The 24,898-nt window shown below is 63.9% G+C and carries 25 protein-coding genes and 1 riboswitch; of the genes, 9 read left to right on the forward strand and 16 right to left on the reverse strand.

What is annotated here, in order from left to right; translation table 11 throughout:
- Window positions 1-24: 24 nt before the first annotated feature.
- From ACNFBR_RS14405 to ACNFBR_RS14440, 8 genes are all read right to left on the reverse strand, one after another.
- Window positions 25-411 (reverse strand): cobalamin biosynthesis protein, encoded by a 387-nt coding sequence (locus ACNFBR_RS14405; RefSeq protein WP_416735562.1) that lies wholly within the window; start codon window positions 409-411, stop codon window positions 25-27.
- Window positions 411-1,097, reverse strand: a complete 687-nt coding sequence (locus ACNFBR_RS14410; RefSeq protein ID WP_416735515.1) for a CbtA family protein — start codon at window positions 1,095-1,097, stop codon at window positions 411-413. Before ACNFBR_RS14410 ends, ACNFBR_RS14405 begins: the two co-directional genes overlap by 1 nt.
- A gap of 9 nt (window positions 1,098-1,106) precedes the next feature.
- Window positions 1,107-1,295: a CbtB domain-containing protein gene (locus tag ACNFBR_RS14415; protein ID WP_416735516.1), complete on the reverse strand. Its 189-nt coding sequence runs from the start codon at window positions 1,293-1,295 to the stop codon at window positions 1,107-1,109.
- 93 nt (window positions 1,296-1,388) lie between these two features.
- A riboswitch (cobalamin riboswitch) is annotated at window positions 1,389-1,613 on the reverse strand.
- A 67-nt stretch (window positions 1,614-1,680) separates the two neighbouring features.
- Window positions 1,681-2,781, reverse strand: coding sequence for an LLM class flavin-dependent oxidoreductase (locus tag ACNFBR_RS14420; protein WP_416735517.1), 1,101 nt, complete (start codon window positions 2,779-2,781; stop codon window positions 1,681-1,683).
- A gap of 163 nt (window positions 2,782-2,944) precedes the next feature.
- Complete coding sequence (locus tag ACNFBR_RS14425) at window positions 2,945-3,739, reverse strand: class II aldolase/adducin family protein (RefSeq protein WP_416735518.1); 795 nt, start codon at window positions 3,737-3,739, stop codon at window positions 2,945-2,947.
- Between the two features lie 24 nt (window positions 3,740-3,763).
- The gene (locus ACNFBR_RS14430) at window positions 3,764-4,927 is read right to left on the reverse strand and encodes an acyl-CoA dehydrogenase family protein (protein WP_416735519.1); all 1,164 of its coding nucleotides are present in this window, start codon (window positions 4,925-4,927) and stop codon (window positions 3,764-3,766) included.
- 202 nt (window positions 4,928-5,129) lie between these two features.
- Window positions 5,130-6,020, reverse strand: a complete 891-nt coding sequence (locus ACNFBR_RS14435) for a LysR family transcriptional regulator (RefSeq protein WP_416735520.1) — start codon at window positions 6,018-6,020, stop codon at window positions 5,130-5,132.
- Window positions 6,021-6,144: 124 nt separating this feature from the next.
- Entirely contained in the window at window positions 6,145-6,624 is a 480-nt protein-coding gene (locus ACNFBR_RS14440) for a GNAT family N-acetyltransferase (protein ID WP_416735521.1), read from the reverse strand.
- 133 nt (window positions 6,625-6,757) lie between these two features.
- Here ACNFBR_RS14440 and ACNFBR_RS14445 point away from each other — a divergent pair, with 133 nt between their 5' ends.
- The 5 genes from ACNFBR_RS14445 (at window position 6,758) to ACNFBR_RS14465 (ending at window position 10,718) form a co-directional block, all read left to right on the forward strand.
- Window positions 6,758-7,378, forward strand: coding sequence for a LysE family translocator (locus ACNFBR_RS14445; RefSeq protein WP_416735522.1), 621 nt, complete (start codon window positions 6,758-6,760; stop codon window positions 7,376-7,378).
- A 21-nt stretch (window positions 7,379-7,399) separates the two neighbouring features.
- A complete protein-coding gene (locus ACNFBR_RS14450) occupies window positions 7,400-8,272 on the forward strand; it encodes an alpha/beta fold hydrolase (protein WP_416735523.1) in 873 nt (290 codons plus the stop codon).
- 96 nt (window positions 8,273-8,368) lie between these two features.
- Window positions 8,369-9,256 (forward strand): pirin family protein, encoded by an 888-nt coding sequence (locus tag ACNFBR_RS14455; RefSeq protein ID WP_416735524.1) that lies wholly within the window; start codon window positions 8,369-8,371, stop codon window positions 9,254-9,256.
- Between the two features lie 85 nt (window positions 9,257-9,341).
- Complete coding sequence (locus ACNFBR_RS14460; RefSeq protein WP_416735525.1) at window positions 9,342-10,271, forward strand: DNA-3-methyladenine glycosylase family protein; 930 nt, start codon at window positions 9,342-9,344, stop codon at window positions 10,269-10,271.
- A gap of 186 nt (window positions 10,272-10,457) precedes the next feature.
- Window positions 10,458-10,718, forward strand: coding sequence for a DUF1652 domain-containing protein (locus ACNFBR_RS14465; RefSeq protein WP_416735526.1), 261 nt, complete (start codon window positions 10,458-10,460; stop codon window positions 10,716-10,718).
- A 66-nt stretch (window positions 10,719-10,784) separates the two neighbouring features.
- On the opposite strand, the gene ACNFBR_RS14470 is transcribed toward ACNFBR_RS14465, so the two are convergent.
- The 8 genes from ACNFBR_RS14470 to ACNFBR_RS14505 all read right to left on the reverse strand — a co-directional run bounded on the left by ACNFBR_RS14470 (window position 10,785) and on the right by ACNFBR_RS14505 (window position 19,464).
- Complete coding sequence (locus ACNFBR_RS14470; protein ID WP_028612962.1) at window positions 10,785-11,072, reverse strand: hypothetical protein; 288 nt, start codon at window positions 11,070-11,072, stop codon at window positions 10,785-10,787.
- Between the two features lie 169 nt (window positions 11,073-11,241).
- Entirely contained in the window at window positions 11,242-11,889 is a 648-nt protein-coding gene (alkB, locus tag ACNFBR_RS14475; RefSeq protein ID WP_416735527.1) for a DNA oxidative demethylase AlkB, read from the reverse strand.
- A gap of 219 nt (window positions 11,890-12,108) precedes the next feature.
- Window positions 12,109-13,554 carry a curlin gene (locus ACNFBR_RS14480; protein WP_416735528.1) on the reverse strand — a complete coding sequence of 482 codons (1,446 nt, stop codon included), beginning with the start codon at window positions 13,552-13,554 and terminating at the stop codon, window positions 12,109-12,111.
- Window positions 13,555-13,570: 16 nt separating this feature from the next.
- Window positions 13,571-14,044, reverse strand: a complete 474-nt coding sequence (locus ACNFBR_RS14485; protein WP_416735529.1) for a curlin — start codon at window positions 14,042-14,044, stop codon at window positions 13,571-13,573.
- Window positions 14,045-14,059: 15 nt separating this feature from the next.
- On the reverse strand, window positions 14,060-16,291 hold the full coding sequence (locus tag ACNFBR_RS14490) for an Ig-like domain-containing protein (protein WP_416735530.1): 2,232 nt from the start codon (window positions 16,289-16,291) through the stop codon (window positions 14,060-14,062).
- A gap of 32 nt (window positions 16,292-16,323) precedes the next feature.
- Complete coding sequence (locus ACNFBR_RS14495) at window positions 16,324-17,652, reverse strand: hypothetical protein (protein WP_416735531.1); 1,329 nt, start codon at window positions 17,650-17,652, stop codon at window positions 16,324-16,326.
- A 301-nt stretch (window positions 17,653-17,953) separates the two neighbouring features.
- The gene (locus ACNFBR_RS14500) at window positions 17,954-18,772 is read right to left on the reverse strand and encodes a phosphatase PAP2 family protein (RefSeq protein ID WP_416735532.1); all 819 of its coding nucleotides are present in this window, start codon (window positions 18,770-18,772) and stop codon (window positions 17,954-17,956) included.
- 2 nt (window positions 18,773-18,774) lie between these two features.
- Entirely contained in the window at window positions 18,775-19,464 is a 690-nt protein-coding gene (locus ACNFBR_RS14505) for a histidine phosphatase family protein (protein ID WP_416735533.1), read from the reverse strand.
- Between the two features lie 273 nt (window positions 19,465-19,737).
- Between ACNFBR_RS14505 and ACNFBR_RS14510 the strand changes: the two genes are divergently transcribed.
- The 4 genes from ACNFBR_RS14510 to ptxS all read left to right on the forward strand — a co-directional run bounded on the left by ACNFBR_RS14510 (window position 19,738) and on the right by ptxS (window position 24,846).
- Window positions 19,738-20,484 (forward strand): gluconate 2-dehydrogenase subunit 3 family protein, encoded by a 747-nt coding sequence (locus ACNFBR_RS14510; protein WP_416735534.1) that lies wholly within the window; start codon window positions 19,738-19,740, stop codon window positions 20,482-20,484.
- A 3-nt stretch (window positions 20,485-20,487) separates the two neighbouring features.
- Window positions 20,488-22,272 carry a GMC family oxidoreductase gene (locus ACNFBR_RS14515; protein ID WP_416735535.1) on the forward strand — a complete coding sequence of 595 codons (1,785 nt, stop codon included), beginning with the start codon at window positions 20,488-20,490 and terminating at the stop codon, window positions 22,270-22,272.
- 12 nt (window positions 22,273-22,284) lie between these two features.
- Complete coding sequence (locus ACNFBR_RS14520; protein ID WP_416735536.1) at window positions 22,285-23,526, forward strand: c-type cytochrome; 1,242 nt, start codon at window positions 22,285-22,287, stop codon at window positions 23,524-23,526.
- A gap of 300 nt (window positions 23,527-23,826) precedes the next feature.
- Window positions 23,827-24,846 carry a transcriptional regulator PtxS gene (gene ptxS / locus ACNFBR_RS14525; RefSeq protein WP_416735537.1) on the forward strand — a complete coding sequence of 340 codons (1,020 nt, stop codon included), beginning with the start codon at window positions 23,827-23,829 and terminating at the stop codon, window positions 24,844-24,846.
- The last annotated feature ends 52 nt before the right edge of the window (window positions 24,847-24,898 follow it).

The following is a 24,898-nucleotide window of genomic DNA, read 5'->3' on the forward strand; positions in this document are numbered from 1 at the left end:
TGCAAGAATTTGGGGGTGAAGCGCTCAGCAGGCCAGGGCGAGTGTCGCCTGGCCCAGAACCTGGCGGGCCAGCAGCAATCGGGCCCTGCCAAGCTGCTGGCTGGCCAAGGCCAACGCCGCGCTCTCGGCTACACCCCAGCAGCCGCTGTGGGCATGGGCTGCGGCGGAACGGTGGCTGAGCATGGGTTCGTATGGTTGCAGTTGCGCGCTATGGTACAGCACCAAGGGTAAACCGAGGCGTTCGGCCAACTGCAGCAAACCGGGTTCGTCGGCCTTCAGGCTGATGCTGGCAATGCCGCGCAGATCTGCCAATGCCAGGCCCTGGGTGTCCAGGGCCTGGCTCAGCAAGTTTTGCAGGGTGTCCGCCGAGCAACCTCGGCGGCAGCCAAAGCCGGCGTAGAAGCCCGGCATCAGGCCTGGCTGGAACGGCGGAACAGCCATGCGCTGAGCAGGCCCAAGGCCAGCCAGAAGGCGGCGTTGGTGAGCCAGGAGGCTACTTTGAACTGGGTTTCCAGCGCTTCAGGGGCCAGGCTTTCGTGCACCTCGGGTTGCGGTGCGCCGATCACATGGGGAATCACCAGCAGTGCCGCGCCAAGCACCTTCAGCAGCCAGTGGCGGGCGAACACCAACAACGCCAGGCCCAGCGCAGTGGCGCTGGCGGTGCCAATCCACCAGGTTTGACGTTGACCCAGGTCGGCAGCCGCAGTGCCTGGCAGCTCTGGTGGCAGGCCAAGGGTTGGGGCCAGGCAGAACACGGCGAAGCCGGCGAGCCCCCACAGTGCACCCGTGCCGGCGCGCTTCGGCTCGCGCAGGCTGTACAGGGCGGCCAGGATCAGGGCGAAGCCGACCGCGACCACCAGGTTGCCACCGGTGGTGGACAGCACCCGCTGCCAGCCGTCTTCCGGCGACCAGGCTTCGGCACTGTGCTCATGGGCGGCCACTTCGCCACCATGCTCGTGATGTGCGGCGGGGGCCGAGGACTCGTAGGTTTCCGCTTCAAGAATCAGCGGAGCGACCCAAAAGCTTTGCAGCAGGGTCAGCAACAGGGCCGCAAGCAGCCCGCTGAAGCCCGCGGTACGGGCGATGCGCGTGATCATCAGGGGTACTCAGTGGCAGGGGAAGGCGGCGCTGTGGCGGGTGTCGTGGGCGGCGTTGTGCACGGCCTCGATGTGCGAGAAGCCGGCAAAGTACACCAGGCACAGGCCCAGCAGGCTGGCGCCGACGGCGATGACCAGGCGCTGGCTGAGGGTAACGGGGGTGGCAAGGCTGTGTTGTTTGGCGCTGGTGATGGGCATGACGCGTTCCTCTGCTTTTTTGTGGGCAACGGGCGAGCGCGGCAGCCCCGGGCGAGGTGGCCCAGGGGAATGCAACAGCGCCCGCCCACCGCGGGGTGTTCATGAACGCCAGGCCGGTCTCCGGGCTTGCGAGGAAGAGCAGGGCTCCTGGAACACGTCACCTTCCCATGCCGCAGTTACCAGGCACAGTGGTACAGACGCTTCACTCGCTTACCGTTGCGGGGGCAGCACCGGCATTGTCCGGCCCTGTTGGAGGGCCTGCGACGCACCGGTTTCCCGTTTCACCCCGTGAGGGGCACCTGAACGCGAGGCATAAGAAGAGCATGGGGCGGGCTTGGCGTCAATGCCGCACTTGACCTGGGAGGGCAGTGCAGCGAGTAGAGCGCTAGGCCGTGCGCGCGTTGCGCCCAGCCTCGTGCCGTTCAACCAGCGCACGAATCCGCGGGATCAGGTCCTGCCCGTACTCCACCGCATCACGTAGCTGGTCAAAGCCGCGGAACAGGAAGGTGGTTACCCCCAGTTCGTAGTACGCCAGCGCCGCCTCGGCCACCTGGTCCGCAGTGCCCACCAGCGAGGTGGAGTTACCTGCACCACCGCCTAGCGCGGCAATCTCGGTCCACAGCCGGGTGTCGTGCACCTTGCGCTGGCTGGCCAGCTGCACCAGGCGTTCGGAGCCGGCGTTGCTCTTGCCGAAGTTCTTCTCGCGGCGATTGCCCTGATGGATGCCGATGCGCGCCTGGGCATCGGCCAGGATGCGCTCGGCACGGGCCCAGGCCTCGGCCTCGGTAGCCCCCAGAATCGGCCGCAACGACAGGCTGAAGCGAATATGCTTTTCGCGCCCGTAGCGGGCGGCGGCCTTGCGCACCTTGGTGATGCGCTCGCCTACCTGCTCCAGCGGTTCGCCCCACATCATGTAGACATCGGCGTGCTTGGCGGCCACTTCGACCGCCGCGTCAGAGGCGCCGGAGAAGTAGATCGGCAGGTGCTGCACGGGCTTGACCAGGGTCAGATTGTCTTCGACGCGGTAGTGCGTGCCCTGGTGGTCGAACGGTTCATGGCGCGTCCAGGTGTCGCGCAGGACCTGCAGGTATTCGTCGGTACGGGCATAGCGGGCATCCTTGTCGAGGAAGTCGCCATCGCGCTGCAGGTCGCCGCTGTCGCCGCCGGTGATGACATTGATCGAAGCGCGGCCACGGCTCAGTTGGTCGAGGGTGGCAAACTGGCGGGCGGCGAAAGTCGGGGCCTGAAAACCGGGACGGTGGGCTACCAGCAGGCCGATGCGCTCGGTAAGGGCGGCCACATAGCTGGCCAGGATCAGCGAGTCCGGTGCGCTGGTGTTGACCGCCAGCAAGGCCTTGTCGAAGCCACCGTATTCCTGGGCCTGGGAAAAGGCTTTGATGAACTCCAGGTCCACCAGCGGGCCACGTGGGGCCTGAGATTCGCTGCTTTCCTGCGGGCCGATGAGGCCGATGAATTCGAGGCTCATGGGTGAAGCTCCTGTGCTGTTGAGTGGGCGATTCGGGCCGCGCAGGCGGCGAGATAAGCGGCCTTGCAGGGCGGTGGTAGAGGGCCTGCGCCTGGCTCTGGGGCGCTTGGCGGTGAGCGCGGGGTTGCCCGCGAAAAGGTTGACTCAGGCCCCTGTAACGCTGTCAGTCCTGGTAATCCAGCCCCTCCCGATCCAACTGGCGGATCAGTGCATCCCAGTGCCGCTGGATGCCTTCCCCCAACCCATCGGAAAACCGCTTCGACTGCTCATGCACCTTGGCAATTGCCGCCGGCGCCGCATGCAGTAGCTGGTCATTGCCCCCGGCCTGCGCCGCCACCTGGATGTTGCAGGCGCGCTCCAGCCCGTGCAGCTCGCGGAAGGCATGCTCGACGCTGATGCCGCCGGTCAACAGGCCATGGTTGCGCAGGATCAGGATGTTGCTGTCGCCCAGGTTGGCCACCAGCCGCTGCTGCTCATCCAGGTCCAAGGCGACGCCTTCATAGTCGTGGTACACCACGCGGCTGTAGTAGGCCAGGGCGTGCTGCGAAATCGGCAGCAGGCCATCGCGTTGCGCCGACACTGCAGCGCCGTCACGCGTGTGGGTGTGCAGCACGGCCTTGAGGTCGGGCCGCGCACGGTGAATGGCGCTGTGAATCACATAACCGGCCTGGTTGATACCCAGGCCCAGCGGATCATCGATGATCGTGCCGTCTACATCGACCTTGACCAGGTTGGATGCGGTGATTTCGTCGAACAGCAAACCAAAGGCGTTGATCAGGAAATGCTCGTCTGGCCCCGGCACGCGAGCCGAGAAGTGCGTGTAGATGTGGTCGGTCCAGCGGAACAGGGCGGCCAGCCGGTAGGCCGCGGCCAGCTTTACCCGTACCTCCCATTCTTCGGCGCTGACCCGCTGGCGTACGGTGTTTCCCTGGGGGGTGACGACAGACAGTACAGTCATGGTGTTCTCCAAAAATGTGAGGGCTCAGTAGCCGCGTTGGGTGCCAACCTGGCTGTGCAGCACCTGCGCCAGGGCTGCGCGGCCGACCTGGCCGAGTACCACGTCATCCTGGGGAGTGTGGATTCGGCTGCACAGCACATCGCGATAGTGCCGCTCCAACGGATTGCGCCGTGACAGGCCGGGGTTGCCGGCAGCCTCGATGGCCAGCTCGACGGCTTGGATGGCGTTGCCGCTGACCAGGTGTTTGAGCTGCCCGGCGTGGCGCGGGTCGGTCTTGCCGCTGGCGGCCGCGTCCAGCAGGCTCTGGTTGGCGAACAGCAGGGTGTCGATGCGCCCGACCACTTCCTGGAAGCGCGCCAGGCTGGCCAGTGGTGCGCCCAGGTTGGAAGGCGTTCGCTGGTTCAGGAACTGCACCAGCCAGTCACGTGCGGCCTGGGCCACACCGTCGTACAGCGCTGGCAGCAACACCGCCATCCACAGCAGGGCGGTACTGTCGAGCTCGGGGCGTGGCGCACTGGCCGGGCTGACGCTGACGGCATGGTCCAGCGGGATCAGCACCTCGTCGAACCGCACTTCATGGCTGCAGGTGGCGCGCATGCCCAGGTGGTCCCAGTCTTCGACGATACGGATACCCGGGGTGTCCTTGTGCACCAGGAAGCCACCCACCAGTGGGTCCTGGTCGTCGCTGCGGGCCCACACCAGGTACCAGCTCAGGCCATGGCTGCCGGTGGAATAGATTTTGCGCCCAGACAACCGCCAGCCTTCGGCGGTGCGTCGGGCGATGGTCGCTGGCAGGCCACCACGGGTAGGAGTGCCCAGTTCCGGCTCGACGCGAAAGGCGTTGATCAGCGCGCCGTTGGCCACGGCGTCGCGTGCCACTTGCAGGCGCAGGTGCTCAGGCCAGCGGTCTTGGTCCTGCAGGCGCAAGTGCTGCAGGTACTGCATCACCAGGATCAGCGCGGTGGACGGGCAGCCTTTGCCAACGGCGGCGATCACCTGGCGTGCGCAGGCCAGGTCGGCCCCGCCGCCGCCCAAGCTGCGAGGCACGGTCAAGCCCAGCAGGCCGTGGCGGTGCAACAGGTTGAAGTTGTCGGCGGGAAACTGGCCGCTGCGGTCGTAGCGTTCGGCATTGGCGGCCAGGGCCTGGGTGAGTTCGGCAAGCGCGCTGGCGGAAGGGGGGTGACTCATGGGGTATTCATCCCTGAAACACGGTGGGTTTATAAGACCGTATTCGTATGAATGAAGGCTGTAAAAGTCTTTTTGGTTCTATGCTAATTATGAATTGTATTGATTAAGTTGTCGTTTAGTTATGCGTTGTTGGTATTTATTACCTTGTGTAGGAGCGACCTTGTGTCGCGAAAGGGGCGCAAAGCGCCCTGGCTTTATGGGATCACCCGCACAGCTGCTGCCCCGCCACCCGACCAAACAGCTCCACCGGCTCCTGCAAGTTGCCCAGGTAGCGCGGATGGAACAGCCACAAATCCACTTGCGGCTTGAAGTCCGTCACGTTGATCACATCAAGCGCATCCCGATGGCGGCTGTTCTGCAACAATGGCTCCGGCACCAGGCCAAGCCCCTGTCCATTGGCCACCAGCCCCAGCTGCAGCTCGGTGCCAAAGGTCTCCAGATTGATCGACAGGCTCAGCCCTTGTTCGCTCAGGGCACGCTGCAGGCCGGCGCGAAAGCCGCAGCCATCGGGGTTGAGTACCCAGCCCCGGGTGTAGCAGTCCTTGAGCTTGAGGTTGCGCTTGCCGGCACTGCCCTTGGCTGCCACTACCCGCAGCGGCATGCGTGCGATCGACTGGCTGGCGATGCCCTCGGGGAAGATCTTGCCCGGTGGGAACAGCGCGGCGGCGGCGTCGAGTTCGCCATTTTCCATGCGGGCGATCAGGCTGCTGCCCCAGCCGCTGGTGACCTGGGTGCGCAGGTCCGGGTAGGTTTCGCGGATTTGCGCCAGGGCATCGAGCAGCACCACATCGCCCAGGGTTTGCGGCACACCCAGGCGTAGGGTCCCGGACGGGGCGCCGTCGTTGGCCACCAATTCGCGCAGCGAGTCGATCTCGCGCAAGATCGCCTTGCACTGTTCGTACACCCGCAGGCCCATGGGGGTAGGCTTGAGCGGCTTGGTGTTGCGGTCGAGCAGGGTGGCGCCCAGGTCTTCCTCGAAGTTTTGCACCCGCCGGGTGATGGCCGGTTGAGTCAGCTGCAGGGCCTCGGCGGCGAGGTTGGTCGACTGGCAACGGATGACCGCCACGAAGGCGTCCATGTCATCGATTTTCATATTCGGCGCTCACATATTGGGGCGGTGGGACATACCTTGGGAGAATAATCCTCATTGGCGGGATTGTCACAGCGCCTCTGCTGCCCTGCGCCTCATGCGCTTTTCCGGGTTTCCCAATAGCCTGTTAACCGCGTGCAAACGCCGCCAACTTCTCCCCATCCAGCCGGTAGCGCACCCACTCATCCTGCGCCTCGGCCCCCAACTTCTGATAGAAGCCGATCGCAGGCTCGTTCCAGTCCAACACGCTCCATTCCAGGCGCCCGCACTCGTTCGCCACCGCCTCGCGGGCAATGTGCCGAAGCAGCTGCCGCCCGGCACCATCGCCGCGCTGCTCGGGTGTTACGTAGAGGTCTTCCAGGTAAATGCCGTTGCGCCCGAGCCAGGTCGAGTAGCTGTAGAAATACACGGCAAAACCGATTGCCCGGCCATCACGCTCGCAGATCAGGCTGTGCACTGTGCTGCCCTCGTCGAACAGGCTGTGCTCGATATCGGCCAAGGTGGCGACCACCTCGTGGCGGGCGCGTTCGTAATCGGCCAGTTCGGTGATGAAGGCCAGGATCTGCTCGGCATCGGTACGAACGGCAGGGCGAATGGTGAGGCTCATGGTGACGGCTTCCTTGGTCCGGGTTAGCGGTACAGTAGTGTGTATCTACAAAATTTCACATGACTGTATCGGTCGCGGGGTAGGGCGACTCCGGTAGTGTGACAGCACCCATAAAAAAAGTGGATTGCCCGCCATGCTTGCCTCTGCCGACCTGCTCACGGCCTTCGTGCTGTTTGCTTTCGTGTCTTCCATCACCCCTGGCCCCAACAACACCATGTTGCTGGCCTCGGGGGTCAACTTTGGCGTGCGCCGTTCGATCCCGCATGCCCTGGGTATCAGCGTCGGCTTCATGGTCATGGTGCTTGCCGTTGGCTTGGGCCTGGGCGAGGTGTTCAAGGCGTGGCCACCGCTGTACACGGTATTGCGCTATACCGGCGCGGCCTACCTGTTGTACCTGGCCTGGAAGATTGCCACCTCCGGGCCGGTCGGCACGGCTTCGTCAAGCGCCCGCAAACCGCTGGGTTTCTGGGGCGCGGCGGCGTTCCAGTGGGTCAACCCCAAGGCCTGGGTGATGGCGGTGGGGGCGATTACCACCTACACGCCGGCGCAAGGCTATGTGACCAACGTGATCGTCATCGCCGCCTTGTTCGCTTTGGTCAACCTGCCCAGCGTCGGTGTGTGGGTGATGTTCGGCAGCGCCCTGCGCAACTTGCTGCAGAACCCACGCTGGCTGATGCTGTTCAATGTCCTGATGGCCTTGCTGCTGGTGATATCGCTGTACCCGCTGCTGTTTGTAGAATCAGCGTTTTCCTAGCCCCGCGAGTACAGCAAGCCCATGCAGTTGATTCCCTGGTCCCACGAATGTGCCGAAGGCTTCACCCTGCGTGGCTGGCGAACCCCGGCCAGTGGCAAGCCGTTGCTGCATTTTCTGCATGGCAACGGCTTCTGTTGCCTGGCCTACCAGCCCTTGCTGATGCGCCTGGGCGAGCATTTCGACCTGTGGCTCTGCGACGTTCAGGGCCATGGCGACAGCGACCATGGCGGGGTGTTTCGTGGTTGGAACCGCACCGCTGCGCTGGCCGTGGAGGCGTTCGAGCAAGGGCGGGGCGAGTACGGCGACGTACTGCGGTTTGCCGTGGGGCACAGCTTCGGTGGCGTACTCACCGGGCTGATCCTGGCCAGTGAACCGCAACTGTTTGCACGTGCCGTGTTGCTCGACCCGGTGCTGTTCAGCCGGCGCATGATCGGCGTGATGGGAGCGGCTGCCCTGGTCGGCCTGCATCAGCGCCATGCACTGGCCCGCAAGGCTGCCAGCCGCCGTAGCCATTGGCCCGATCGCGAGGCCGCACTGGCTTCGCTGCAAGGGCGTGGCATCTTCAAAGGCTGGACCGATGCTGCGCTGCAGGCTTATGTCGAGCATGCCATCGGTGACTGTGGCGAGGCCGTGGTGCTCAAGTGCCGGCCCAGCCGCGAAGTGGAAATCTTCAGCTCGTTCCCCAAGCGCATGTGGGCCAGCCTGGGCGCAATCAGCACGCCGACGCGGGTGCTGTACGGCGAGCATACTTACCCCTTCGTGCCACACTCGGTAAACCGCCTGGCGGCGCTCAACCACCATGTGACCGCACAACAGGTGGCCGGTGGGCACTGTTTCATGCAGGAGGACCCGGCGATGGCTGCAGAGCAGGTGCTCGGCTTTTTGCAGGGCTAATTGTTCTATCAGTGAGACGATGCATGCCATTCCAGCCGTCTACCGACGAATTGGCATCATTGATAAGGTTATCCCAGCCAAGAGAGGAGCCTTCTCATGAAACAGATTCTGGGTATCCACCGCAGCCCTCACGCCCATTGGGTGGGTGATGGTTTCCCGGTACGCAGCCTGTTTACCTACGACAACCTGGCCAGCCGTATCAGCCCGTTCCTGCTGCTGGATTACGCCGGCCCGCATGATTTCACCCCGACCGCCGCACGGCGTGGCGTAGGCCAGCACCCGCACCGTGGTTTCGAGACCGTGACCATCGTGTATCAGGGCGAACTGGAGCACCGCGACTCCACCGGTGCCGGCGGTTTGATCGGCCCGGGTGACGTGCAGTGGATGACGGCGGCCAACGGCATCATCCATGAAGAGTTTCACTCCCCAGGCTTTGCCCGCAGTGGCGGCACACTGGAAATGGTCCAGCTATGGGTGAACCTGCCGGCGCGAGACAAGCGCGCAGCGGCCGGCTACCAGACGCTGCTGGCCAGCGACATCCCAGTGGTAGCAATGGACGGTGACGCCGGTAGCTTGCGGGTGATTGCCGGTAGCTACCAGGGGCACCAGGGGCCAGCGCGGACCTTCACCGCGATGGACGTGTGGGATTTGCGCTTGAACGCGGGCGCCGCCTTGCCGCTGCCGGTGGCCGCGGGGCGCAACGCGGCGCTGGTGGTATTGCGCGGCAGCGTGCGCATCAACGGTGAGCGCGAAGCAGGTCCATCCAGCCTGGTGCTGCTTGACCGGGCGGGCGAGGATGTCACCGTCGAGGCGCTGGACGGTGCCAGCGTGTTGCTGCTCAGCGGTGAGCCGATCGATGAGCCGATCGTCGGGTATGGCCCGTTCGTGATGAACAGCCAGGCGGAGATTGCCGAGTCGTTCGATGATTTCCATGCCGGGCGGTTTGGTCAGATGCAGGATGAGCGCGAAGGTGCTCGACACTGAGTCTTGCCTGAAGCCGGGTCTGCAAAGCAGGCCCGGCATGCTTGAAGTTGGGTTGGCCCCCAGGGTTTTCTGGCATGATCAGCCTATGCCCAACCTCACTCGACAGCATGCTGTGCGCAGATCATTGCCCAACCTGGGCCACCACACCTTGTGGCTGCGCTACCGTGCCCCTTATCACTGGCCCTCGACCCTGGGCTTCCTCGCCGCCCGCTGTATTCCGGGCATCGAGACCTGCTGCGATGGCACCTACCACCGTACCCTGAGCGTCGCAGGCCACCACGGCGTCCTGCACGCTACGCCACTACCCAATCATTGCCTGCGGGTGCACCTTGAAGGTGTTCCTTCACACACTCTGCCCGGCCTGATCGCCAGGCTGAGGCGAGTCTTCGACCTTGACGCCGACCCCGTCCGCATCAGCGCCGAGTTGTCTCGCGACCCGTTGATGGCAAACCTGCTCGAAGCGCGCCCGGGGCTGCGTGTGCCGCAGGGCTGGGACGCCTGTGAGCAATCCATGCGAACCGTGCTGGGCCAACAGATCAGTGTGGCTGGCGCCATGACCCTGGCCGGCCGTTTGGTGCAACGCCACGGCGCAGCGCTGCGCCTGCCCGTAGCGGGCCTGACCCATGTGTTTCCGGCGTTGTCGGTATTGGCGCAGGCGCAGTTCGAGAACATGGGCATGCCGCGAGCGCGCGCCACTACCCTTGGCACCCTGGCCAGCGCCTTGCTGGCCGAACCCGGGTTGCTGCGCCGTGGGCAAGCGCTGGATGAACTGCTGCGTAACCTGTGCCAGCTAAAAGGGATCGGGCCGTGGAGCGCGCACTACCTGGCGCTGCGCCAGGCCGGTGCCGCCGATGCCTTGCCGTTGGGTGACGTAGCGCTGATCAAAGCGTTGCGGCTGCTCGAGGGCGATGACGCGCAACTGGCAGAACGGGCACCGGCCTGGCGCCCGTGGCGGGCCTATGCGGCGCAGCACCTGTGGGCATCGCTGGGCAGTGCGGGGACCACTCGTCGTTAAGTTGATCATTGCGTTCGAACACTCGGCCCACCCGCGCAATCTTCCACTAAGGTGCTAGAGGATTCCCCGCATCATTATTGCCCCGGCGCATGGACGCCTGCCCAGGCATGCGCAATATCAATTGGCGCCCCGCCCGACAAAGGCGTACTTCCACACAACAGGCCATCGCACAGAGAGGGTCGTACCATGTCGTTGATAGGAGTTTCGATGCTAGAGATGCGGCAGCTGATCGAGCAGGCTTGCCTGCCGGATCGCTGTGAAGTCAGCTGCCCGGACGGCGCCAACCTGACCATCCGCCTGGGTCAGGGCCAGAGTCTCGATCAGGGCGTGACCCTAAGCGGGGTCCCGCTGCAAAACCTCAACAGTTGCCGTGACCTGGTCAACCTGGTGGGGCAGTTGCATGCGCTGCGTGACCACCATCCGGCGCCACTCAGGTCGATTGCCTGAGTGCACCCATCGTACCCCGGTCAGCCCAGGTTGGCCGGGTTCAGGTATTGCACAGTATTGATCGGCTCACTGCAGCTCCAGCAGCAGGTTCAGGCCGCCATCGCCGCATTTGCCCTTGTCGCGCACCACACCATGGTAACTACGCCCATCCCAGACGAAGGCCACGCTGTGCGCACGGTCGACCTTGTCAGGCAGCGGTGGGCAAATGTGCAGGCGCAGCCCCGGGCGGCCTTGCAGGTTGAGGGCGGCGAGCTGGCATTGGCATTCCACGCTTTGCGCCACCGGGCCGAACAGGGTGTCGCGGACATAATCGAGCTGCAGTGAGGCATTGGGGGCGCGGCCAGGCATCTTCATCGGGACGTGGCTCCGTGGCAACGGCATGAAAGGCTGGGTGGATTGGGCATGGCAGGCTCCAGGCGAAGGAAGGCGCGGCTATTTATTTGAAGCTTGCCTGACCAAGATGTTCAACCTGTTTCATGTACGTTCATCTTGTTCGCGCCGGGTGGCTGATGACTGACCTTGTTCAGGCACCTGCCTTGCGCAGGGTCAGGTTGATACGCCGCTCGCCCAGCCGCGGATGCACGCCGGGCTTGATCGGTAGCACGCCATGGAAGCGCAAGCGGTCTTCGCCGCCCCAGACCAGCACATCGCCATGGCTCAGCGGGATGCGCCGTGCCTTGTCGGCGCGCTGCAAGCCGCCGAACAGGAACACCGCCGGCAAGCCAAGCGACACCGACACGATCGGCTGGCCGAAATCCTGCTCGTCGCGGTCCTGGTGCAGGCTCAGGCGGGTGCCTGGCAGGTAATGGTTGATCAGGCAGGCATCCGCTACGAAACCCTCGAACCCGGCACTGGCTGCAGCGCGGGTGGCCAGGGCGAGCAAAACCGGGGGCAGGGCGGGCCAGGGCTTGCCGCTGAGCGGGTCGTTGGGGCTGTAGCGATAACCCTGTTCATCACTCACCCAACCCAGCGTGCCGCAGTTGGTCAGGCCAACGGCCATGCGCAGGCCACCTGGGGTGTGCATGTGCCGCAAGGGGGCGGCGCGCAGCACCGGGCGCAGGGCGTCGAGCAGCGTCTCGATTTCGGCCAGGGCGAAGCCGGGCAGCAACACGGTATGGCTGGCCAGGCGTTGTGGCTGCGGGCCGAACAGGTCGAGGTCGGACTGGATCATGAGGAGCTGCACATTCTGTGGGTATGGCCAGTGTATCCCGGCAGATGCAATTCCTGTAGGAGCAGCCTTGCGCTGCGAAGCGGTCAGTAAGCCTGACGAACGTATAGGCCTCTTCGCAGCACAAGGCTGCTCCTACAGCAAACGCACAGGCCGGGCGGGTACAAAAAAAGGAACCGCGGTGCCAGGGAGAGGAGCACCGCGGTTCAAGGGGGGAGAGGTTTACTTCTGGGTCACAGTGGCCAGGTTCGCGCTGCCCAGCTGGGTGATGGTGGCGGTTTGGGCGATACCGCTCTGGTCGACGAACGCCTTGTTGCCCTGACCTCCCTGGGTCACGTAGGCGACGTTGATGCTGTCAGTCTGTTTGATGGTGGCTTCGTTGCCGCTACCGTACAGCTGGTTGGTGTAGCTCTGGTTGCTGTAGCCGGACTGGTCGAGGGTGATGGAGTTGCCGGTGCCCTGGCTGTTGCCGTAGGCATAGTTGTCGGTACCACGCTGGTCGGCGATCAGGATGTTATCGGTACCGTTCTGTTCGAAATACAGCTCGTTGTTGACGTCATCCTGCTTGGTTTGCATCTGGTTGCCTTTACCCGTTTGGGTCAGCGTGGCCACCTGGTCAGCGCCCTTCTGGGTCAGGTTGACACCGTTGCCATTACCCGTCTGGTTGATGGTGGCGTTCTGGTTGGTGCCGAACTGGCCACCCATCTTGGCGCCTTTCCAGTTGCTGGCGGTGATGCTGTTGCCATTGCCTTTGGTGTTGATGGTCAGGTTGAGGTTTTCACCATTTTGATAGGTGAAGTGCAGGTTGTTGTTACCGGTCTGGGTGATGGTGGCGGTCGCGTTGTTGGTCTCGAACTGATCCGACCAGCTGGCGTTGGCATTGCCTTGCTGCGACAAGCTGACCTTGTTGCCGGTGCCGAAGCTCTGGTCGATGTAGCCTTCGTTCGACTGACCCGTTTGGGTGACGGAGGCCTGGCTGCCGATCTGGGTGTCCTGCCACACTTCCACCGAGTTGCCGCCGCCGTATTGGCCAATGCCGATGGTGCCACCGGTGCCTTCGCGCTGGTCGCCGTAGGCCCAGTTGTCGTGGCCATCCTGGTAGACCTGGATGTCGCCATCGACATGGTTCAGGTGCTCGGCGGCGGCATAGTTGTCCTGGCCGGTCTGGTTGACGGTACTGCGGTTGTTGAGGCCGCCGAAGGTCTGCTCGATGAAGGCCTCGTTACGCTGGCCGGATTGCCAGGTAGTGGCTTTGCTGCCTTCCTGGCTGTCCTGCCACACCGTGGATTTGTTGCCGGTGCCTTGCTGGGTTTGCAGCGATTCGTTGTTCAGCCCAACCGACTGGCTGGCGAAGGCGTCGTTGTAGCTGCCTGAAGCCTGCTGTTTGATCTGGCTGCCATTTTCGAACAACTGCTCGGCGTAACCGGCGTTGTACTGGCCGGTGGCGCTCTGCTGGATATCGCTGGTGCTTTCGGTTTGCACCGCCAGGTGGTTGTGGCCCTTGCCGGTCTGGTTCTGGGTGGCCGAGGCGAAGGATGCCTGGCTCTGGGTGACTTCGGCGATGTTTTCCTTGCCGTCCTGGGTCTGGGACGAGGTGCTGTCAGCAGCCATGGCCTGACCTGCGAGGGCCAGGACGATAGCGGCACTTAACGGAGCGAGCTTGTACATGGTGGTGCCTCCAGGTCTATCGGTATTGGGTGATCTGAACATGCTGGCCATTGCCGGTCTGGGTGACGGAGCTGTTGAGGCCCGAGCCGGACTGCACGATGCTGGCGCTGTTGTCGTTGCCGATCTGCTCGATGGCTGCGCTGTTGCTGCTGCCGCTCTGGCGAATCGACGCGCTGTTGCCATTTCCCTGTTGGCTGATGCTGGCCATCAGGTCACTACCTTCTTGCAGGATGTACGCTTCCTGCGCTCCGCCAGACTGGACGATACGGCCCAGCAGGGCTTGACCGTTCTGGTCGAGGGCGGCGCGGTTGCCCGACCCTTGCTGCTCGATCACCGCCGCCTGACCGGCACCGACCGGCAGGAGGCGGATGATCACTGGGTCACCTAGGTCATTGCCGGGCGCAAGGTCGGCATTGTCCATCAGGTCGTCGGCCCAGCAGGCCTGGCCCGCCAGGGCCAGGCTGAACAGCAATGGATACAGGCGTTTCATGGCGTTTCCCCGCCTTTACTGCACAACCACGTTGACGGTGCGGGTGGTACCCGGGCTGGTGGTGATGGTTGCCGTCGGCGCGGCGGTCGGGATGATCGTGGTGCTATTGCTCACTGCCAGGCGCCAGCGGCCGTTCACGGGCACCGTGGCGGTACCCAGCGTCTGCACGCCGGTGGTGGTGGTGACCCGGACGGTGACAACGTTGCCGGTGGTTACCGACGAAGTACCGCTGATGTCCCAGTTGAAGCGGTTGTTGGAGCGCGCCGTGACGGTGGCTGCCGTGACCGCGAAGGTTTCGGCGGCTGGCCGTGGCGACACGTTGACGGTGACCGTGCCCGGGGTAGACAGCGCCCCCAGCGAGTCACGCGCCTGGTAGGTGAAGGTGGTGGTGAAGGCCGTCGTCACCGTGGCCGGTGGGGTATAGGTCACCGTGGCGCCGTCGGTGCTCACCGTGCTCCGGCCGACAGCCGGCTGGGTGACGGCGGCAACGGCCAGCGGTACGTTGCCTTCTGGATCGGTGTCGTTGGCCAGCACGTTGATGGTCAATGGCACGCCCAGGGTGGCGACGGTTTCCGGGTTGGCGGTCGGTGCCTGGTTGGGCGCGACGTTGATGGTCACCGTGGCCGGTTCCGACTTGAGGCCCTTGGCGTCCACCGCCCGGTAGCTGAAGGTGGCCACCAGCGGCTGCGTGGCCCCGGCGGGCGGGGTGTAGGTAACCGAGGTGGTACCGTTGAGCACGACGCCGCCCAGGCCAGTACCCGGTTGGGTAAGGTCACTGATGGTGAGCGGTACGTTGCCGTCCGGGTCGCTATCGTTTTGCAGCAGGTTGAGGGTGATCGGCACACCGACACTGGTGCTGCCGACATCGGCCTGTGCCAGCGGTGGCTGGTTGGCGGCTTCGACCGGTGCGTTGCCGACCACGATCACCGGCTCCACATCGCTACCCCCATGGGCGGACTTGACCGTAACGGTGGCTGGCGGTTGCGCCACGTCATTGACCGTGAGGCTTTGCAGCGTGCCCGATTTCGACAGGCGGCCATAGCCTTGGGCGAGCATGTCGGGGATGGTGACTTCGTCACTCGACCTAGCCTCGATCAGCAGCCGTTTGTTGGCCCAGTCATAGCGTGCGGTGCTGACCTTGACCACGTCGGTTAGCTTGCTCGACAGCGCGGTCGGCTGGGTGCCGCCGGCGCTGTTGCTGGCGGTGACCACGACCACGGCGGGCGGCACGGCCTGGCTGAGTTGCTGGCTGAAGAACAGGCCGTTGTTGTCCGCCGTCAGGTTGAACTGGCAGGGCGAAGGTGGCGTACCGATCAGTGCCAGGCCATTGCGCATGCACAGGCTGGCTTCTTTCGGGGCCTTGGCGAACACTTCCACGCGGGTGCCGTTGCCGTTGCGCGAGTAGGTGGCGCGCTCCAAAGTGACCGGGGTTTGCGCGCGTTGGTCCAGCACCTTGCCCGAAACCGTGAACAGCGCGGTCTCGATGCGCCCGGGCGGGCCGTCGATGCGGATGAAGTTGGTGTTGAACGGGCTGCCCACCACGGCTTCCGGGCGGTTCGGGTCACCAATGAAGGTTTCGGTGGCGCCGGTATCCGGGTTGACCTCGGTGTAAGGCCCGCCAACCCCGCGCAGCCATGGCCCGAGTGCACCGTTGAGTGCCCCGGTGAAGTTGCCCGGTGCGCCGATGCCGATGTCGCGGGTGATGTTGATTGCCCGCCGGCCCGGCGTGGTGACGTTGACCGTTTCCACACCGTAGGGGTGGGTGATGGTGTAGGTACCGGCGCGGGGTACCGAGACACGAATACGGATGCGGGCGAAGCTCTGCTGGTCGCCGTCTACCGGGTTCTCGGCGGCAAAGGCGGCTTCCAGGCCGGCGACGTAGGCATCCAGTTCATAGCCGCTGTTTCCCACGGCAGGGATGGTGGCTTCTGCCAGGAACCAGAACATTTCTGGTGGCCAGTTGTCCGGGAACACCAGCGGCAGCGCGTCGTCGTAGATGCCGGGCTCCGGCAGCAGGGTGCACATGTAGGACGGCGCGGCCGGGGTGCCGGGCACGCGGGTACTGGTGGCACGCGATTGGCACAGCTCCAGGGACTGGTTGAGGCTGTCCTTGTACCACATCGGGTAGCCGCCCGTGGCGAAGGTGTAGGGCCCCGGGTCGACTTCAGACAGCGCGGCAAAGGCGGCGCTGGTAACGGTAAGGGAAAAACCGGCGGCGAACAGCGCACGGCGCGACCAAGTGTTCATGCTGCCTCCTTGAAGGCTGAGCCTTTGTCTGTTCATGGCACCAGCACCACGTCTTCGGTGTCGCTACCGCCATTGGCGCTGGTGACCTGCACCTTGGCCGGCGGGATGGGCGAGACGGTCATGCTCAACGACTTCACCGCGCCGCTGCCGCCAAGGTTGCCGATCAACGTGCCGTTGCCGGTATGGGCGGTGAGCACGGGCGGGGTGGTTTCGTCGCTGGTGCTGGCTACCAGGGTCAGCTCGCCGGTAGATAGGCGGTACTGGGCCTGGGTGATGGTGACCAGGTCGGTCAGCGGCACGTTGTGGGTGGTCAGGCTGCTGGTCGGGATCGCCACGCTGTTGTCGGCGGTGAGTGTCAGGACGGTGCCGGCTGCCGGGTTCAAGGCCGACTGGGCGTACCAGGCCCCGGTGCCGTTGGCTTCGGTGAGGCCCAGGTTAGGGGTTTGGCTGGTCAAGGTGACGCTGGCTGGTGGCGGCGGGGCCATCACGAAGATGTCCTGCTGGGCCCGCAGGTCGCCATTCTCGTTATGCCGCGAGTAGGTGCTGCGTTGTGGCATCAGCGGGGTAGGCAGGGCAACGGTCGAGAGCTTGCCGGAGATGGCGAACAGCTCGGTGCGCAGGTCGATGCCACCTGGGCCTTCGATGCGGACGAAGTTGGTGTTGAACGGGCTGCCGGTCACCCGTTCTTCCAGGTTCGGGTCGCCGATGAAGCGTTCGTTGCCTTCGGTGTACGGGCCGTTGACGCTGCGCAGGAACGGCCCCACATCGCCCTTGAGCGCCCCGGTGAAATCACCTGCGCCGGCGATACCGATGTCACGGGTCATGTTGATCGCCCGGCGCCCGGCGGCGGGGACATCGAACACTTCCACGCCGTAGGGGTGGGTGACCACGTAGGTGCCGGCGGTAGGTACGTCGACCCGGATACGCACCCGGGCGAAGCTGACCTGGTCACCCTCGACCGGCTCTTCGGCGGCGAATGCCGCTTCGATTGCCGTGCCATAGCTGAGGTCGATGCCTCGGGCGGCGTCGACGATAGCGGCGTCGGCGGTGAACCAGAATGCTTCGTCAGGGAAGTTGGTGGGGAAGACGATGGGTTGGGTATCGTCGAACACGCCGGGGGTGGGCAGTAGCGTGCACATGTACGAGGGGGCGCCGGGTGCGCCGGCGACCCGTGAACTGACGGCTTTGGTCAGGCACAGATCGAGGGTTCGACCGTGACTGTCCTGGTACCAGGCGGGGAAGCCGCCGTTGGTGGGGACGTAGGCGCCTGGATCGACAGCGTTCAGGGCGGCCTGCGCTGGAAGCTGGAGTATTCCGGCGAAAATCGCCACTGCCAGCGGGTGGGGTATCGGTCGGTGCATGAGTCAATTCCTCCTGCAAACGGGCCCATGGACTTGGGGCGTCTGGGAGGAGATCGGCAAGAGCTGTGCCAACAGTTGAAAATTGCGTTGCAGGCCTTGTGGCGCAGGGGGTAGAGGTTTTTAGCCGAGGATTTTATGAGAGGCTGGCGGTGGGCAGCGTTCCCCCAAGGTTGGGGATTGGGGGCATGTAATTCCAACCCAGTTGTAGGAGCAGCCTTGTGCTGCGAAGAGGCCGGTAGGGCTAGAGATCCTCTTCGGCTGCAATGGCCCTTTCGCAGCACAAGGCTGCTCCTACCGGGTACTACGCGAAGTCTGCAGCCTGCGTACCCACTGCTGCCGGACTGTGCTCAGTCGCCTGCAACGCGCGGCGTCCATAGAACAGCATTGCAGTTGCCCAAGTCGTGAGCCAGACGAATATCCCGGCCCAGAACGTATGAGACATGTAGTGCCAGCCCTGCAGCACTCGGGTAGTGCCGTACACGAACCCAATCAGCAGAATGGCCACCAGCAACTTGCACGCATGCGCCCAGCGGTGGCGCAGGGCCACGAAATACAGCGCCAACAGGGTAAAGCCACTGGAAGCATGGCCGCCCGGCCAGCAGCGGCCATCGCCGGCCTTGCTCCAGAAGGAAAAGTTTTCGAACCATTCGACCCGGGCCTGCGAACCGCCATATAGCGTGGTTTCCACAGGGCAATACACGCTGGTGTGGCTTTTCAGGTAATGAATCACGGTCGTGCTCAATGCAAATGCCACCACCACGAATAGCAGGTCGCGGCGGTGTTGGCGGGTAAAGCGCAATACCGGTGCGATCCTGGCCTTTTCCAACCCCCGAGTCATGCCCCATTGAGGGTGGTTGGCCAGGCGCGGCCAGATGAACGACAGGACGCTGCCGATGACGGCCAGCTCACCCGTCCAGTCCGGCAGGATGCGAGGCCATTTGTGGGTAGCTTTCTCGAACCACTGGTTATGCAGCAGTGGGAACTGGCCGGAGGCCGGGTCGAGCAGCAGGTTGCTGATCCAGCGATCGAGTTCGGTAAGGTCGAATGCCAGGAACACGATTGCAGCCAGTACCAGTGGCAGCAGCAGGTTGTTGCGGTAGAAGGTGGCACGGGAGGGCATGTTCAGAATTCCTTGGCATCTACGAGTTTGCGCCATTCACTGGCCGCCATCTGGCCCAGCAGCTTCGCCTTGCCATCGCTGCCCTGGGTGATGAACAGGGCGCTGGCATAGCTGTTCGATATCGCGCTGGAGGGCACATCAAGCGCTTGCTCCAGCCGTTCCATGCAGCCGCTGTGGCTAACCAGCACGAGGTTGTGGCCGCTTCGCTTGTGGGCGAAGGCGTTGTCGGCAAAGTGGCCGTCGCACTGATTGAGCCAGTTTTGCGTGGCAATGGTTTGACCGAACATGGCTTGTGCGGTCTGGCGGGTACGCACCTCTGGGCTGGCCCACACATCGGCCACGCCCAGGCCAAGGTGTTGCAGGCCGTGCCCTACATTGGCCGCCACCTGGCTGCCCGCGACCGTGATGCCGCTGGGGTCACCGAGGCAGGCACCGCTGGAGCGGTCGCAGCGTTCGGCATGGCGCACCACCACAATCACCGAGCCTTTCGCCCAGGCAGCCTCGAGCCCGCTGCGTTGCAAGTGATGCGGGTTGCCCAGGTTGGGGATGGCCGTGCGCGCATGCGCCCAGGCTGCCGCCACGCCCAGGATGAACAGCAGGCCCAGGACTGCTAATAGCGCCGTGCCCCAAGGCAACCGGCTCACCTGCACAAGCCGTGAGGTGGGGGATTTGTCGATAACGCCTTGCAGCATGATTACCACTCCAGTCAGCTCGCTCCACACGGGAGCGTCGGCACTGTAGGTAGCGGGATGTCGGTAGAGGGTGAGCGAGATGTGAAAAAACCCTTGGCCGACAGCAGTGCGTGATCGCCTCAGGCATTGAGAAGCCAAGGATGAAACCGGTTTCAAAACATTTCTGAACGCGCTAGATTATTCGGCTGTCTTCTTGACGGCCTATCAAGACCACCTCCCATACCAATCAGATGGCGCTTATCAAGGCCGCCCCACAGCCGATGAGGATTCGCAATGCCTGAGCATGCCCCAGACAACCCGCGCAGGGATTTTCTGCGCAAGACCTTGACCCTGATCCCTGTCGTCACCGTGGCCAGTACTGGGCTTGGCGTAGGTGCCAGCCAGTTGCTTGCGGCCCCGCAACCGCATCAACAGCCGAAGGTGCCGGCCACGCCACCTGCGGGCAACTATCAACCGACGTTCTTCAGCGCCGAAGAGTGGGCCTTTGTACAGGCGGCCGTGTCCCGCATCATCCCGGCCGATGAGCTTGGCCCCGGCGCACTCGAAGCTGGCGCCGCCGAATTCATCGACCGGCAGATGAACACCCCCTACGCGACTGGCGCCCAGTGGTACATGCAGGGCCCGTTCAATGCCGACGCCGCCCCCGAACTGGGCTACCAACTGCAACTCAGCCCGCAACAGATCTACCGCCTGGGCATCGCTGCCGTGGACGGTTGGTGCAAGGCCAACGGCGGGCAGGTTTTTGCTGCGCAAGATAGCGCTACCCGAGACCGTATTCTCAGCAAGGTCGAGGCAGGTGAGCTGAAATTCGACACTGTTCCGGCCAAGGTGTTTTTCAGCCTGCTGGTGCAAAACACCCGCGAAGGGTTTTTCTGCGACCCGATTCATGGTGGTAACAAAGGCATGGTCGGCTGGACCCAGATCGGCTTCCCCGGCGCCCGCGCCGATTTCATGGATTGGGTCGAGCGCAACGAGCCTTACCCGTTCCCGGCGGTATCGATTCGCGGCGAGAGGGCTTGAGGCATGGCGACTGTGTTGAACAAAGTGGATGCAGTGATCGTCGGCTTCGGCTGGGCGGGTGCGATCATGGCCAAGGAGCTGACCGAGGCCGGGCTGCATGTGGTGGCCCTCGAGCGTGGGCCGATGCAGGACACCTACCCGGAAGGCAGTTACCCGCAGGTGATCGATGAACTGACCTACAGCGTGCGCAAGAAGCTGTTCGTGGATGTGTCGAAAGAAACCGTCACTGTCCGCCATGGCCTGAACGACGTGGCACTGCCTAATCGCCAGCTCGGTGCCTTCCTGCCAGGCAAGGGGGTGGGCGGCGCGGGCCTGCACTGGTCGGGCGTGCATTTCCGAGTGGACCCGGTCGAGTTGCGCCTGCGTAGCCACTACGAAGAGCGCTACGGGCGCAGGTTCATCCCCGAAGGCATGACCATCCAGGACTTCGGCGTCAGCTACGAAGAGCTGGAACCGTACTTCGACTTTGCCGAAAAGGTATTCGGCACTTCTGGTCAGGCGTGGACCGTCAACGGCCAGGTGGTCGGTGAAGGGAAGGGCGGGAACCCCTATGCGCCGGACCGTTCAAACCCGTTCCCGCTGCCCGCGCAGAAGAACGTTGTGTCGGCCAGGCTGTTCGAAAAAGCCGCCACCGGCCTGGGCTACAAGCCTTACAACCTGCCGTCGGCGAACACCTCCGGGCCCTACACCAACCCCTACGGGGCGCAAATGGGGCCGTGCAACTTCTGTGGTTTCTGCAGCGGCTACGTGTGCTACATGTACTCCAAGGCCTCACCCAACGTGAACATTCTGCCGGCGCTGCGCCAGGTGCCCAACTTCGAGTTGCGGCCCAATGCCCACGTGCTGCGGGTGAACTTGGACGACAGCAAGCGCAAGGCCACCGGCGTGACCTACATCGATGCCCAGGGGCGCGAAATGGAGCAGCCGGCGGAGCTGGTGATCCTGGCGGCGTTCCAGTTCAACAACGTGCGCCTGATGCTGCTTTCGGGCATTGGCAAGCCTTACGACCCGGTCAAGAACGAAGGTGTGGTCGGACGTAACTTCGCCTACCAGAACATGGGTACGGTCAAGGCGTTCTTCGACAAGGACACCTACACCAACAACTTCATCGGTGCTGGTGGCAACGGCATCGCCATCGACGATTTCAACGCCGACAACTTCGACCATGGCCCGCACGGCTTCGTCGGCGGCTCGCCGATGTGGGTGAACCAGGCCGGCAGCCGGCCGATTGCCGGTACCTCCAACCCGCCGGGCACGCCGGCCTGGGGCAGCGCCTGGAAGAAAGCCACGGCCGACTACTACACCCACCAGGTGTCGATGGACGCCCACGGTGCCCACCAGTCCTACCGTGGCAATTACCTGGACCTCGACCCCACTTACCGCGACGCCTACGGCCAGCCGCTGCTGCGCATGACCTTCGACTGGCAGGAAAACGACATCAAGATGAACCAGTTCATGGTCGACAAGCTGAGCAAGATCGCCCAGGCGATGAACCCCAAGGCCATTGCTGTGCTGGGCAAGCAGGTCAAGGATCGCTTCAACACCACCAGTTACCAGACCACCCACCTGAACGGCGGCGCGATCATGGGTACCGACCCCAAGACCAGTGCCTTGAACCGCTATCTGCAAAGCTGGGACGTGCACAACGTGTTCGTCCCGGGGGCTTCGGCGTTCCCCCAGGGGTTGGGATACAACCCGACCGGGCTGGTGGCCGCGCTGACCTATTGGTCGGCCCGCGCCATCCGCGAGCAGTACCTGAAAAACCCCGGCCCGCTGGTCCAAGCCTGAGGAGCGATGAGCATGAAGACAATGTTGATCGCAACCCTGCTGCTGGGTGCGGCTGCGCAGGCTGCAGCGCATGACGATGCACAGGTGCGCCTGGGCGAGTACCTGGCACGCGCCGGTGACTGTGTGGCGTGCCATACGGCCAAGGGCGGCAAGCCCTTTGCCGGCGGCCTGCCAATGGAAACGCCGATCGGTACGGTGTACTCCACCAACATCACCCCGGCGGCCAGCGGCATTGGCCAGTACAGCTTCGACGACTTCGACCAGGCCGTGCGCAAGGGTATCGGCAAGGACGGCAGTACCCTGTATCCGGCCATGCCATACCCGTCGTATGCGCGGGTCAGCGAACAGGACATGCGGGCGCTGTACGCCTACTTCATGAAGGGCGTGGCGCCGGTCGAGCAGCCGAACAAGGCCACCGACATTCCCTGGCCACTGAGCATGCGTTGGCCGCTGGCAGTCTGGCGTGGCCTGTTCGCACCAGAGGCCAAGGCTTGGCAGGCCTCGGCCGCAGCCGACCCGGTGGTTAACCGTGGTGCGTACTTGGTCGAAGGGCTTGGGCATTGTGGCGCCTGCCATACGCCACGAGCGCTGACCATGCAGGAAAAAGCGCTGAGCCCAGCGGACGGCGAGCAGTTTCTGGCCGGCAGCGCACCGTTGGAAGGCTGGATTGCCAAGAACCTGCGAGGCGATCACAAGGACGGGCTGGGCAGCTGGAGCGAAGGGGAGCTGGTGCAGTTCCTCAAGACTGGGCGCAGCGATCGCAGCGCCGTGTTCGGCGGCATGAGCGACGTGGTCGAGCACAGCATGCAGCACCTGAGTGATGCCGACCTGACCGCGATCGCCCGCTACCTGAAGACCTTGCCGCCGAGCAACCCCGACGACCAGCCGCACGTCTACGACAAGCAGGTGACGCAGGCGCTGTGGAAGGGTGATGACAGCAAGCCTGGGGCGGTGGTGTACATCGACAATTGCGCAGCCTGCCACCGCACCGATGGCCAGGGCTACACCCGCGTGTTCCCGGCCTTGGCTGGCAACCCGGTGGTGCAGACCACCGATGCCACGTCGCTGATCCATGTGGTGCTGGCGGGGGGCACGGTACCGGCAACGCATGCCGCGCCGTCGAATTTCACCATGCCAGCGTTCGGCTGGCGCCTGAGTGACCAGGAGGTTGCCGAGGTGGTGAGCTTTATCAGGACTAGCTGGGGTAACCAGGGAAGTACAGTGACTGCCGCTGATGTGAAGTCGCTCCGCTAACTGCCTCCTCATCGCTCTGTTGACAGCTGCTTGATCGACCAGAGGGGCACTGTGGGAGCGGGCGTGCCCGCGAACACCGGCGTAGCCGGTGCCAGCCACCGTGGTGGATTTTTCGCGGGCATGCCCGCTCCCACAGTTATAGTATTTAAACCATATAAATCAGTTATATATTGTATTTAATTAAAGTAATTCATCAGAATTAATCAATCGCTCCTGACCAACGGCAGGTTGACGAACGGCCACAGTTTTGCTGTATTGAAACCGGTTTCATCGTCATCACAACAATCATAAGGACAACCCATGACCGACGCGCCTGCCCATGCCCGCGAACGGGTCACCATCAGCGAAGTGGCGCGTGTCGCTGGCGTTTCCAAAGCCACCGTCTCCCGCTACATCGGCGGCGATCGCCAATTGCTGGCCGAAGCCACGGCCAAGCGCCTGGAAGAGGTCATCGAACGCCTTGGCTACCGCCCTAACCAGATGGCTCGCGGCCTCAAGCGCGGCCAGACGCGATTGATCGGCATGCTGGTGGCCGATATCCTCAACCCTTATTCAGTGGCCGTGATGCACGGTGTGGAAACCGCGTGCCGTCAGCACGGCTACAGCCTGGTGGTGTGCAACACCAACCGCGACGACGAGCAGGAACGTCATCACCTGGAGGCCCTGCAGAGCTACAACGTTGAAGGGCTGATCGTGAACACGCTTGGCCATCACCCCGGCGAACTGCTCAACCTGCAGCGTGACATCCCCATGGTGCTGGTCGACCGCCAGCTACCCGAACTGAACGTCGACCTGGTCGGCCTGGACAATGCCGACGCGGTCGAGCAGGCCCTCGACCATCTGCAGGCCCAGGGCTACCGCGATATCCTGGCGGTCAGCGAGCCCCTCGACGGCACCAGCTCTCGCCTGGAGCGGGTGCAGGCATTCGGCGCGTCGGTCAGCCGCCGGCCCGGCATGCGCCAGCAGGTACTTGAAATCAGCGCCGGGCTGCCGGGGCAGCTGGCGTCGTTTCTTGCCCACCGTGGCCATGGCCCACAAGCCATCTTCACCTTCAACGGCGTTGCTACCTTGGCGGTGACCCGGGCCCTGCACGAAGCCGGGTGCAACCTGTTTACCGACGTCGGGCTGATCGCCCTCGACGACCTCGACTGGTACCCCTTGGTTGGCCAAGGCATCACTGCATTGGCCCAACCCACCGAGCGTATCGGTGTGGCGGCGTTCGAAAGCCTGCTCGGTCGCCTGCACGGCGACAGCGGGGCAGCGCGGCGCATCGACTTCAAGGCCGACCTCATCATCCGCGGTTCAACCCAACCCCAGTAAGCAACGGCAGGCCTGTGCCCGTCGCTGTTGATCAAAAATGAAACCGGTTTCA

It is taken from the genome of Pseudomonas sp. NY11955 (assembly GCF_048068035.1).
Lineage (GTDB): Bacteria > Pseudomonadota > Gammaproteobacteria > Pseudomonadales > Pseudomonadaceae > Aquipseudomonas.

What these genes read in the sequence shown, in the direction of transcription:
- ACNFBR_RS14405 (WP_416735562.1), bottom strand. Translation starts at nt 411, where the DNA reads ATGCCGGGCTTCTACGCCGGCTTTGGCTGCCGCCGAGGTTGCTCGGCG.
- ACNFBR_RS14410 (WP_416735515.1), bottom strand. Translation starts at nt 1,097, where the DNA reads ATGATCACGCGCATCGCCCGTACCGCGGGCTTCAGCGGGCTGCTTGCG.
- ACNFBR_RS14415 (WP_416735516.1), bottom strand. Translation starts at nt 1,295, where the DNA reads ATGCCCATCACCAGCGCCAAACAACACAGCCTTGCCACCCCCGTTACC.
- ACNFBR_RS14420 (WP_416735517.1), bottom strand. Translation starts at nt 2,781, where the DNA reads ATGAGCCTCGAATTCATCGGCCTCATCGGCCCGCAGGAAAGCAGCGAA.
- ACNFBR_RS14425 (WP_416735518.1), bottom strand. Translation starts at nt 3,739, where the DNA reads ATGACTGTACTGTCTGTCGTCACCCCCCAGGGAAACACCGTACGCCAG.
- ACNFBR_RS14430 (WP_416735519.1), bottom strand. Translation starts at nt 4,927, where the DNA reads ATGAGTCACCCCCCTTCCGCCAGCGCGCTTGCCGAACTCACCCAGGCC.
- ACNFBR_RS14435 (WP_416735520.1), bottom strand. Translation starts at nt 6,020, where the DNA reads ATGAAAATCGATGACATGGACGCCTTCGTGGCGGTCATCCGTTGCCAG.
- ACNFBR_RS14440 (WP_416735521.1), bottom strand. Translation starts at nt 6,624, where the DNA reads ATGAGCCTCACCATTCGCCCTGCCGTTCGTACCGATGCCGAGCAGATC.
- ACNFBR_RS14445 (WP_416735522.1), top strand. Translation starts at nt 6,758, where the DNA reads ATGCTTGCCTCTGCCGACCTGCTCACGGCCTTCGTGCTGTTTGCTTTC.
- ACNFBR_RS14450 (WP_416735523.1), top strand. Translation starts at nt 7,400, where the DNA reads ATGCAGTTGATTCCCTGGTCCCACGAATGTGCCGAAGGCTTCACCCTG.
- ACNFBR_RS14455 (WP_416735524.1), top strand. Translation starts at nt 8,369, where the DNA reads ATGAAACAGATTCTGGGTATCCACCGCAGCCCTCACGCCCATTGGGTG.
- ACNFBR_RS14460 (WP_416735525.1), top strand. Translation starts at nt 9,342, where the DNA reads ATGCCCAACCTCACTCGACAGCATGCTGTGCGCAGATCATTGCCCAAC.
- ACNFBR_RS14465 (WP_416735526.1), top strand. Translation starts at nt 10,458, where the DNA reads ATGTCGTTGATAGGAGTTTCGATGCTAGAGATGCGGCAGCTGATCGAG.
- ACNFBR_RS14470 (WP_028612962.1), bottom strand. Translation starts at nt 11,072, where the DNA reads ATGAAGATGCCTGGCCGCGCCCCCAATGCCTCACTGCAGCTCGATTAT.
- alkB (WP_416735527.1), bottom strand. Translation starts at nt 11,889, where the DNA reads ATGATCCAGTCCGACCTCGACCTGTTCGGCCCGCAGCCACAACGCCTG.
- ACNFBR_RS14480 (WP_416735528.1), bottom strand. Translation starts at nt 13,554, where the DNA reads ATGTACAAGCTCGCTCCGTTAAGTGCCGCTATCGTCCTGGCCCTCGCA.
- ACNFBR_RS14485 (WP_416735529.1), bottom strand. Translation starts at nt 14,044, where the DNA reads ATGAAACGCCTGTATCCATTGCTGTTCAGCCTGGCCCTGGCGGGCCAG.
- ACNFBR_RS14490 (WP_416735530.1), bottom strand. Translation starts at nt 16,291, where the DNA reads ATGAACACTTGGTCGCGCCGTGCGCTGTTCGCCGCCGGTTTTTCCCTT.
- ACNFBR_RS14495 (WP_416735531.1), bottom strand. Translation starts at nt 17,652, where the DNA reads ATGCACCGACCGATACCCCACCCGCTGGCAGTGGCGATTTTCGCCGGA.
- ACNFBR_RS14500 (WP_416735532.1), bottom strand. Translation starts at nt 18,772, where the DNA reads ATGCCCTCCCGTGCCACCTTCTACCGCAACAACCTGCTGCTGCCACTG.
- ACNFBR_RS14505 (WP_416735533.1), bottom strand. Translation starts at nt 19,464, where the DNA reads ATGCTGCAAGGCGTTATCGACAAATCCCCCACCTCACGGCTTGTGCAG.
- ACNFBR_RS14510 (WP_416735534.1), top strand. Translation starts at nt 19,738, where the DNA reads ATGCCTGAGCATGCCCCAGACAACCCGCGCAGGGATTTTCTGCGCAAG.
- ACNFBR_RS14515 (WP_416735535.1), top strand. Translation starts at nt 20,488, where the DNA reads ATGGCGACTGTGTTGAACAAAGTGGATGCAGTGATCGTCGGCTTCGGC.
- ACNFBR_RS14520 (WP_416735536.1), top strand. Translation starts at nt 22,285, where the DNA reads ATGAAGACAATGTTGATCGCAACCCTGCTGCTGGGTGCGGCTGCGCAG.
- ptxS (WP_416735537.1), top strand. Translation starts at nt 23,827, where the DNA reads ATGACCGACGCGCCTGCCCATGCCCGCGAACGGGTCACCATCAGCGAA.